The organism is Streptomyces sp. SID5785, from assembly GCF_009870065.1.
In the GTDB taxonomy this organism is placed as follows: domain Bacteria; phylum Actinomycetota; class Actinomycetes; order Streptomycetales; family Streptomycetaceae; genus Streptomyces.
Genome location: NZ_WWIA01000496.1, coordinates 1 through 8306, shown reverse-complemented (window position 1 = coordinate 8306; position 8306 = coordinate 1). Strand labels below are relative to the sequence as shown.

The following is an 8306-nucleotide window of genomic DNA, read 5'->3' as shown; positions in this document are numbered from 1 at the left end:
GTCGGTGGGCAGTGGGCGGCCGCGCGGCGGGCAGGGCCACCGCCTCCATTATTGCAGAGTGCAAGAGTTGGCGGCAGGGCGCCTCAGCAGGCAGAAGGGGTGTCCCGCCGGGTCGGCGAAGACGCGCCACCCGCGCGCGGCCTCGCCCGCGTCGAGCAGCGTGGCCCCGCGCGCGAGCACCTCGGCCTGCGCCCGTTCCAGGTCGGGCACGTCGATGTCGAGGTGCGCCTGGGCGGGGTGCGCGGGGTCGGGCCAGCGCGGCGGGCGGTGGTCGTCGACGCGCTGGAACGCGAGCACCTGTCCGGCGCCCGTGTGGAGGGTCGCCCAGTCGTCCCCCACCGCCCAGCGGGGGTCGGGCCGGTTCACCTCGCCGCCCAGGAGCGCCGCGTAGAAGCGGGACAGGACGACGACGTCGGCACAGTCGAGGACCACGCACTGCAGCTCACCGATCATGGCGGGCAGCCTCTCACGGCGTCCGGGCGGCGCAAGGGCCGCGCCCCACTCAGCCGCACCGGTGAGGCAGGACGCGGCGCGGCGGCGGAGAATCGGCTTCTGACGCCCCGCCGAGGAGAGGGAGGCCATGAACCGTCACCACCATTACCTGTGCCAAGGCTGTGCCCAGCCGCTGTTCGTGGTGGCGACCACCCAGGCCGGCACACCCGATCTCCGCTGGGAGATCGACCACCAGGACGAGGGCAACCGCAGCTGTTCGGTGCTGCCCCTGCTGCCGCTGCTCGGCGAGGCGACGCGTCCGGAGGCCCTGGAGTACGCGATGGACGTCCTGGCTCCGTTGCGCCACTGAACCGGCAGTGACGGCACGGCACGCGATGCGCCGCGCCGTGTCGTCACTTCACGCGCACAGGATCCCCCCGCCCTGGCGTCGCCCTGCGCACACCCCCTCCCCACGGCGCCGCGTCCGTGACACGATGCGCCGACACCGCGACGACGGCGCGCCGGGAGGTCCGCGATGCACAGGCGGACGGACGCGCTGCTCACGGCCGGCGACGGGAGCCTGCTGCTGCGCGCCGGGAGCCGTCCGGGCCGGGAGGCCGAGCTGTGGATCACGGCACACGCGGGCGCCGGCCCGCCGGTGGGCGAGATCCGCTTCCAGGTGTGCGCCGGCTGCCGGGTGGGGCGGGTGCGGTCCCTGTGGGTGGACGAGATGTGGCGGCGCGAGGGCGTCGGCTCCGATCTGCTGGGCGCCGCGGTGGGCGCCCGTCCGGGTTTCCGCTGGACGACGACGCTGCAGTCGCGCGCGGGACGGCGGTTCTTCGCCGCGTCCGGCGGACGCGTGGGGGTGTCACTGCCGTCCGGCGGGCCGCTCTGCCGGCATCTGACGGGCCGTCTGGAGCGGTGGTGGCGGCGCTCCCGGCCCGTACGGGACGCCGCCTAGGACGAAACACTCCCTGGGGCCCGGCGGATCAGGCGGTGTCGTGGGGTGCGATCCGGTCGACGAGGTCGAGCCAGCCCGCCTCCAGCCGCTCGAGCGGCATGCCGCGGCGCCGGGTCAGGAAATGGATCACGGCCGGGTCCAGGTACCCCATGAGGGCGTGCGCCTGCACCTCGTGATCGGCGTCCGGGGCGAGCTCGCGCAGCAGGATCGTCGCGTGCAGGGTGAGGACCCGCTGCGAGGGGTGGGCGACACGGCGGGCGGGCTCGTCCTGCGCGGCGAGGAACAGGTCGAGCTGCTCGTACGAACGGCGCAGCACCGCGAGACCGAAGGCGCGCAGCCGCTCGACGGGCGGCGCCCCCGGGCCGAGCGGCGGCGGCCCGCCGATGAGGTCGGCCTGGAGCCGGCTCTCGGTGTGGTCGAGCAGGGCCGTGAGCAGCCCGACCCGGTCACCGAACCGGCGGAAGACAGTGCCCTTGCCGACGGAGGCCTCGGCCGCGACCGCCTCCATCGTGACGGCGGCCGCGCCGCGCTCGGCGACGAGCCGGGCGGCGGCCTCCAGCAGCCGGGCGCGGTTGCGCGCGGCGTCCGCGCGCAGGCAGGGCTCGTCCGCGGCCGTGCCGATCACGACCGACTGCGGCTCCCCGAAGGCGTCGGAGTCCGCCGGGACCGACGGAAGGCTGCTGGGCATGAACACAGCGTAAAGCATTCCGGGGAGAAGTGGACCGCGGTCCGGTTCTGGTGGTAGAAATTTAAACGGACCCCGGTCCGCATCAGCCAGTGCGCATTCTCAGCATCTTGGAGCCCTCATGTCTGTTCGTATCCTTGCGCTCGTCGGCAGCCTCCGCGCCGGTTCGCACAACCGCCAGCTCGCCGAGGCGGCCGTCAAGCTCGCCCCCGAGGGCGCGGATGTCGTCCTGTTCGAGGGCCTGGCCGAGATCCCGTTCTACAACGAGGACATCGACGTCGAGGGCAGCGTCCCGGCCGCGGCCGCCGCGCTGCGCGAGGCCGCCGGCGAGGCCGACGGATTCCTGCTCTTCTCGCCCGAGTACAACGGCACGATCCCGGCCGTCCTGAAGAACGCCATCGACTGGCTGTCCCGTCCCTTCGGCGCGGGCGCCTTCACCGGCAAGCCGGTCGCCGTGGTCGGCACCGCGTTCGGCCAGTACGGCGGCGTGTGGGCGCAGGACGAGGCCCGCAAGGCCGTGGGCATCGCCGGCGGCACCGTGCTCGAGGACGTCAAGCTGTCGATCCCCGGCTCGGTCCAGCGTTTCGCCGAGACCCACCCGGTCGACGACGCCGAGGTCGCCGCGCAGCTGACCGAGGTCGTCGCGCGCCTGCACGACCACGCCGGTCAGGCCGTCGCCGCCTGACACCCCACGCTCTGCACGCGAGGAGCCCCCGGCCGTGCGGCCGGGGGCTCCTCGCGTGGATGCGGATCAGGCCACCCGGGCCGTCCCCGTGCCGTCCGGGTGGGCGAGGCCGAGGTGGTCCCGCAGGGTCGTCCCCTCGTACTCCGTGCGGAAGACGCCGCGTTCCTGGAGCAGCGGCACGACCCGGTCCGCGAAGTCGTCGAGGCCGCCGGGCGTGAGGTGCGGGACGAGGATGAACCCGTCGGCGGCATCCGCCTGCACCAGCGCGTCGATGTCCCGTGCGACGGTCTCCGGGGAGCCGACGAAGGTCTGCCGGTTGCCCGTGTTGATGACCAGGTCCCGGATCGACCAGCCGTGCGCGGCGGCCCGCTCGCGCCACTCGCGGGCGGTGGCCAGCGGATCCCGGTACATCCGGACCTGGGCACGGCCCTGCGCGATGTGGCCGTCGGCGATCAGCGGGTCGATGTCGGGCAGCGGCCCGTCCGGGTCGTACGCCGACAGGTCCCGGTTCCAGACGAACTCCAGGTGGCGCAGCGCGGTGGCGCCGCTGACCTGCTGCCGGCGCACCTCGTGGGCCAGCTCCTCGGCCTCCGCGTCCGTGTCGCCGAGGGCGAAGGTCGCCGCGGGAAGGATCTTGAGCTGGTCCGGGGTGCGCCCGTACCGGGCCAGCCTGCGCTTGACGTCCCGGTAGAAGGCCTGCCCCTCCTCCAGGGTCGCGTACCGGCTGAAGATCGCGTCGGCGTCGGCCGCGGCGAACTCCCGCCCCTCGTCGGACTCCCCCGCCTGGAAGATCACCGGGCGGCCCTGCGGCGAGCGCGGCACGTTGAAGCGTCCCTGGATGTCGAAGTGCCTGCCGCTGTGCACGAACGCGCCCGCCTTGGCGTCGCCGAGGAAGGCGCCGGTCGCCGGGTCGGCGAGGATCTCGTCACCGCGCCAGGAGTCGAACAGCTCGTGCGCCGTGGCCAGGAACTCGGCGGCGCGCGAGTAGCGCTCCTCCTGCGGCAGGAATCCGCCGCGCCGGAAGTTCTCCCCGGTGAACGCGTCCCAGGACGTGACGACGTTCCACGCGGCGCGCCCCTCCGAGAGGTGGTCGAGGCTCGCGAACTGCCGGGCGACCTCGTAGGGCTCGTTGAACGTGGAGTTGATCGTGCCGGTCAGACCGAGGCGTTCGGTGACGGCGGCGAGCGCGGCGAGGACGGTGAACGTGTCGGGGCGGCCGACCACGTCGAGGTCGTATATCTCCCCGGCCTGCTCGCGCAGCCTGAGCCCCTCGGCGAGGAACAGGAAGTCGAACCTGGCGCGTTCGGCGGTGCGCGCGAAGTGGGTGAACGAACTGAAGTCGATGTGGCTGCCGGCCCGCGGGTCGCTCCACACGGTCGTGTTGTTGACGCCCGGGAAGTGCGCGGCCAGATGGATCTGCTTCTGCGGCGTGCTCATGTCGTACGGTCTCCGTCCGGCTCAGGCGGCGGTCGTGGCGTAGCGGTTGGCGGGACGGTCGAGGCCGAGCAGGCCGCGCAGCGTGCCGGCCTCGTAGGCGCGGCGGAAGACGCCGCGCCGCTGCAGCTCGGGCACCAGTCCGCGGGTGATCGCGGGCAGGTCGTGCGCGAGCACGGCCGGCCGCAGCCGGAACCCGCTCAGCCCGGCTGCCCGCAACGCACCGAGGAAGTCGGCCAGTTCGCCGGGCGTCCCGGCGAACACCGGGGCATCGCTCGTGTACGCGGATCCCGCCGCCTCGTCGAGCCGGGCCAGGCGGTCGCGGGCCGCTCCGGGCCGCTCGTCGAGCAGCACGACGATGTCGCCGAACACGTGCAGGAGCTCGCCGGAACGGCCCGCGGCCTCCTGCTCGGCCCGGATCTCGGCCACGATCGCGCGGGCGCCGTCGGCGTCGTGCGCGGTGACGTACCCGACGTCGGCCTGCCGGGCGATGAGCCGGTACGGCACGGTCTGGTGGCCGAGCGCGGTGACGACGGGCTGGCCCTGGGGCGGGCGCGGGGTGATGGACGGGCCGCGCACGCTGAAGTGCCGGCCCTCGAAGTCGATGCGGTGCAGCCGGTCCCGGTCGACGAAGCGGCCGGTGGCGGCGTCCCGGATCTCCGCGCCGTCCTCCCAGCTGTCCCAGAGCCGGCGCGCCACCTCGACGTGGTCGGCGGCCTCGTCGAACAGGTCGGTGACGAGCTCCTGCGCGGCCGGGCTGTCGTAGGCCTCGATGGGGTCGATCGTGCGGCGGCCGAAGTGGGCCGCCTCGTTCGGACGGGCCGTGATCTGGACCCGGACGCCCGCGCGGCCCGAACTGACGTGGTCGAGCGTGGCGATGGCCTTGGAGAGGTGGAACGGCTCGGTGTGCGTGACGACGGCGGTCGGCACCAGGCCGATGTGCCGGGTGAGCGGGGCGACGCGCGCCGCGGTCAGGACCGCGTCGAGCCGGCCGCGCACCTGGTCGGTGCGGTCGTCGGGCTCCAGGAAGTGGCCGGACTGGAGCCCGAGTCCGTCCTCGATGGTGACGAGGTCGAGCAGCCCCTGCTCGGCCTCGGTGACGAGCTCGGCCCAGTACCGGGCGGTGAACAGGGTCCGGGGGCGGGCGTCCGGCTCGCGCCAGGAGGCCGGGTGCCAGCCGGTGCCGTCGAGGGCGACGGCCAGGTGCAGGGGTGCGGAGGGCGCCGGGGACGCCGGTGCTGCTGAGGACACGGGTGTGCCTTCCTGAGGTCCGGAAGCGGTCCCGGCACGCACGGACCTGAGCGGTCGACGCGACGGGATGAGGCGGGCGGTGGACTCAGGCGGGACAGAGCGCGGCGGACACGCGCTGCAGGTCGATGTACGGACGGGTGTGGAGCCGCACGCGGCGGCCGGGGCTCAGCACGTGCGGGACGCCGACACGTCGCATGGCTCCCCCTCCGTCCCCGGCCTGTTCCGAACGCGCGGTCCTTGCGCCTCCGGGACGCGGACCCACGACCCCTCATGTCTAACAGGAGTCGGGCGCCCGGTTCGTTGCGGCAGCGTGAAATCCCTCAGGCGTGCGCGGCGCCGCCGCTCTCGACACGGGCCACGACGCGCGCGTGCAGGGCCGCGAGCCCGTCGGGGGGCACGGGGACCGGACTGCCCGTCAGCGTGTACCACTCGTCGGCGTCGGTGTACTGGATCTCGATCCGGGCGAGACCTCCGTCCTGCGGGACGGTGGCGAGCGTGACGTCCCCGGTGATGACCCCGACCTCGTCGGTCATCGCACCGCCGGGGCCCGCCGCGATCCCGCTCACGAGGCGGCCGTCGCCGCTGTCGCCGGCCGTCACGAGCAGGTGTCCAGCATCTCGGTGAGGGTGGTCTTCTCGGCCTCGGTGACCGTGAGCGCGTACGTCGCCTTCACGGAGACCCAGGAGCGCGCGTAGGAGCACCAGTACGCCTTCGCCGGCGGCTGCCACTCGTCGGGACCCTGGTCCCCCTTGGAGCGGTTGGAGCCGGCGGAGACCGACAGGAGCTGGGGGTGCGTCAGGTCGTTGGCGAACGCCTTGCGCTGCTCCTGCGTCCACTTCGAGGCGCCCGAGCGCCAGGCGTTGGCGAGCGGCACGGTGTGGTCGATGTCGAGGCCGGAGGCGCTGGTGAACTTCTTGTCGTCGTAGACGCTCACCCAGGTGCCCGAGACGGCCCGGCACTCGCCGTCCCGCTCGACGTCCTTGCCGTCCCTGGCGAGCACCGTCTCCCGGGTGTTGCAGTCGTCGCCCTGCTCGGCCCAGTGCGGGAACCGGTCCCGGCTGTACCCCGACATCGAGCCGTGCGCGGCCACCTTCAGGGTCGTGAGCTGCTGCCGGGCCTGCTGCGCCGTCGGCATGCCCGGGAGCGTGCCGGTCGCCTCGGGGGCGCCGGGTGCGCCGCTCGCCGCCGACCCGCTCGGGCCGTCGGCCGCCGGGGTTCCCGAGGGACCGGTCCCGTCGGTCTGCGTCCCGCAGCCGCCCGCTCCGAGGACGACCAGCAGGCTCAACCCCGCACCCCACCGCCGCGCCTGACGCCCCATGACCCGCCTCTTCACGTCCGCCGAACACATCACCCGGGAACTGTATGCGGCGAAACGTCTCAGCAGGGGCGTCTCGACGGCAGCTTCACGCCGGGACGGCCGATGTTCACCGGCGCACCGTACGGGCCGAACGCGCGCGCGACGGCCCGTGGCGCCGGGTCAGCTGCCGGGGACGAGATGACCGGCGACGAGCCCCGCGGCGCGCGCCACCAGCGCGCTCTGCGACGGCCCTTCGGCGGCGTGCGTGGTGGACAGCACGGACAGGACGATCGGCGCACGGCCGGGCGGCCGGACGACCCCGACGTCGTTGGCGACGCCGTACTCGGAGCCGCCGCCGGTCTTGTCCGCCAGGACCCAGTCCGCGGGCAGACCCGCACGGAAGCGTTCGGTGTTGGTGGTGTTCGCCACCAGCCAGCCGGTGAGCCGGGCGCGGTCGTCCGGCGCGAGCACCCGGCCCGCGACGAGCCGGCCGTACGTCGTCCCGATCGCCTGCGGGCTCGTGGTGTCCGTACGGCGCCAGGGCTCGGCGGAGTTGAGCTCGGGCTCCCAGCGGTCGAGGCGGGTCACGCGGTCACCGGTCGAGCGGCAGAAGCGGGTCACGGCCGTCGGACCGCCGAGCTCGCGCAGCAGCAGGTTCGCCGCGGCGTTGTCGCTCTCGCCGACGGCGGCCGCGCAGAGTTCGGCGACGGTGAGACCGCCGGCGACGTGCTCGGGCAGACCGGTGACGGGCGCGTACCCGGCGCGGTCCACCTCGGCCTGCGTGTAGTGCACGCGCTTCGCGAGCTCGCTGCCGTCGTGGTCGAGGTCGCGCAGCACGGCGGCCGCGGCGATCCCCTTGAACACCGAGCAGAGCGGGAACCGTTCGCCGGCGCGGTACCGCACGGTGCGGCCGGTGCCGAGGTCGTGCGCGTAGACGCCGAGCCGGGCGGCGTACTGCTCCTCCAGTGCGCCGAGTTCGGCCGTGAGGTGCGACGGTGCGGCGGACGCGGTGCCGCTCGCGGCGAGAGCCGCGGTCAGCGCCGTACCGGCGCCGAGAGCGAGGAACGAACGGCGGGAGCGGGACGTGACGGTGGTGTCCAAGACGGCTGTCTCCTCCGGGTGACGCGGTGTGTGACCGGACCGTCCGGAGTCAACCCGGCACCTGCGTCCATGTCGAATACGCTGGGGAGTCGACGGTGATTCGCAGGTGATATCGGTGCACGCCACGGGAGTCGCATGCTGACGGAACGGCATCTGGAGATCTTTGTCGCGCTCGCGGAGGAGGAGCACTTCGGGGCCGCCGCCCAGCGCGTCGGGATCACCCAGCCTCCCCTCTCGCAGGGGCTGCGCAGGCTCGAGGCGCTGCTCGGGGTCCGGCTCTTCGACCGCGGCCGCGGGGTCGTCCTGACCGAAGAGGGCGCACTGCTGCTGCCGCACGCGCGACGGGCGCTCGCCGCTCTGGTACGGCTGCGGGAGATCGGCGCCCGGGAGCGGGCCGACGGGCGGCGCCTTCGGCTGGGCCTCGCGCCCGAGGTGCCCGCCGCGCTCGCCGCGGCGGTCG

At 74.1% G+C, this 8306-nt stretch carries 12 protein-coding genes; 4 read left to right on the top strand and 8 right to left on the bottom strand.

Going from position 1 to position 8306, the window contains the following annotated elements; genetic code table 11:
* Positions 1 to 48: 48 nt before the first annotated feature.
* Positions 49 to 453: a VOC family protein gene (locus GTW43_RS16200; RefSeq protein ID WP_161302738.1), complete on the bottom strand. Its 405-nt coding sequence runs from the start codon at positions 451 to 453 to the stop codon at positions 49 to 51.
* A 127-nt stretch (positions 454 to 580) separates the two neighbouring features.
* Between GTW43_RS16200 and GTW43_RS16195 the strand changes: the two genes are divergently transcribed.
* Positions 581 to 802 (top strand): hypothetical protein, encoded by a 222-nt coding sequence (locus tag GTW43_RS16195; RefSeq protein WP_161302737.1) that lies wholly within the window; start codon positions 581 to 583, stop codon positions 800 to 802.
* 165 nt (positions 803 to 967) lie between these two features.
* Positions 968 to 1393 carry a hypothetical protein gene (locus GTW43_RS16190; RefSeq protein WP_161302736.1) on the top strand — a complete coding sequence of 142 codons (426 nt, stop codon included), beginning with the start codon at positions 968 to 970 and terminating at the stop codon, positions 1391 to 1393.
* 28 nt (positions 1394 to 1421) lie between these two features.
* On the opposite strand, the gene GTW43_RS16185 is transcribed toward GTW43_RS16190, so the two are convergent.
* Positions 1422 to 2099 (bottom strand): TetR/AcrR family transcriptional regulator, encoded by a 678-nt coding sequence (locus GTW43_RS16185; protein WP_161302735.1) that lies wholly within the window; start codon positions 2097 to 2099, stop codon positions 1422 to 1424.
* 100 nt (positions 2100 to 2199) lie between these two features.
* On the opposite strand from GTW43_RS16185, the gene GTW43_RS16180 reads away from it, so the two are divergent.
* A complete protein-coding gene (locus tag GTW43_RS16180; RefSeq protein WP_161302734.1) occupies positions 2200 to 2763 on the top strand; it encodes an NAD(P)H-dependent oxidoreductase in 564 nt (187 codons plus the stop codon).
* Positions 2764 to 2829: 66 nt separating this feature from the next.
* On the opposite strand, the gene GTW43_RS16175 is transcribed toward GTW43_RS16180, so the two are convergent.
* The 6 genes from GTW43_RS16175 to bla form a co-directional block, all read right to left on the bottom strand.
* Positions 2830 to 4200 (bottom strand): NtaA/DmoA family FMN-dependent monooxygenase, encoded by a 1371-nt coding sequence (locus tag GTW43_RS16175; protein ID WP_161302733.1) that lies wholly within the window; start codon positions 4198 to 4200, stop codon positions 2830 to 2832.
* Positions 4201 to 4221: 21 nt separating this feature from the next.
* Positions 4222 to 5448 (bottom strand): LLM class flavin-dependent oxidoreductase, encoded by a 1227-nt coding sequence (locus tag GTW43_RS16170; RefSeq protein ID WP_343246027.1) that lies wholly within the window; start codon positions 5446 to 5448, stop codon positions 4222 to 4224.
* 85 nt (positions 5449 to 5533) lie between these two features.
* A complete protein-coding gene (locus tag GTW43_RS38655; protein ID WP_343246026.1) occupies positions 5534 to 5644 on the bottom strand; it encodes a putative leader peptide in 111 nt (36 codons plus the stop codon).
* A 124-nt stretch (positions 5645 to 5768) separates the two neighbouring features.
* Complete coding sequence (locus GTW43_RS16165) at positions 5769 to 5981, bottom strand: hypothetical protein (protein ID WP_237536623.1); 213 nt, start codon at positions 5979 to 5981, stop codon at positions 5769 to 5771.
* A gap of 62 nt (positions 5982 to 6043) precedes the next feature.
* Positions 6044 to 6733 carry an HNH endonuclease family protein gene (locus GTW43_RS16160; protein ID WP_237536622.1) on the bottom strand — a complete coding sequence of 230 codons (690 nt, stop codon included), beginning with the start codon at positions 6731 to 6733 and terminating at the stop codon, positions 6044 to 6046.
* Between the two features lie 192 nt (positions 6734 to 6925).
* Complete coding sequence (gene bla, locus GTW43_RS16155) at positions 6926 to 7846, bottom strand: class A beta-lactamase (protein ID WP_237536621.1); 921 nt, start codon at positions 7844 to 7846, stop codon at positions 6926 to 6928.
* Positions 7847 to 7981: 135 nt separating this feature from the next.
* Between bla and GTW43_RS16150 the strand changes: the two genes are divergently transcribed.
* The coding region (locus GTW43_RS16150; RefSeq protein ID WP_161302729.1) for a LysR family transcriptional regulator at positions 7982 to 8306 on the top strand (325 nt) is incomplete at its 3' end.

What these genes read in the sequence shown, in the direction of transcription:
- GTW43_RS16175 (WP_161302733.1), bottom strand. Translation starts at nt 4,200, where the DNA reads ATGAGCACGCCGCAGAAGCAGATCCATCTGGCCGCGCACTTCCCGGGC.
- GTW43_RS16165 (WP_237536623.1), bottom strand. Translation starts at nt 5,981, where the DNA reads ATGACCGACGAGGTCGGGGTCATCACCGGGGACGTCACGCTCGCCACC.
- GTW43_RS16200 (WP_161302738.1), bottom strand. Translation starts at nt 453, where the DNA reads ATGATCGGTGAGCTGCAGTGCGTGGTCCTCGACTGTGCCGACGTCGTC.
- GTW43_RS16190 (WP_161302736.1), top strand. Translation starts at nt 968, where the DNA reads ATGCACAGGCGGACGGACGCGCTGCTCACGGCCGGCGACGGGAGCCTG.
- GTW43_RS38655 (WP_343246026.1), bottom strand. Translation starts at nt 5,644, where the DNA reads ATGCGACGTGTCGGCGTCCCGCACGTGCTGAGCCCCGGCCGCCGCGTG.
- GTW43_RS16185 (WP_161302735.1), bottom strand. Translation starts at nt 2,099, where the DNA reads ATGCTTTACGCTGTGTTCATGCCCAGCAGCCTTCCGTCGGTCCCGGCG.
- GTW43_RS16180 (WP_161302734.1), top strand. Translation starts at nt 2,200, where the DNA reads ATGTCTGTTCGTATCCTTGCGCTCGTCGGCAGCCTCCGCGCCGGTTCG.
- GTW43_RS16195 (WP_161302737.1), top strand. Translation starts at nt 581, where the DNA reads ATGAACCGTCACCACCATTACCTGTGCCAAGGCTGTGCCCAGCCGCTG.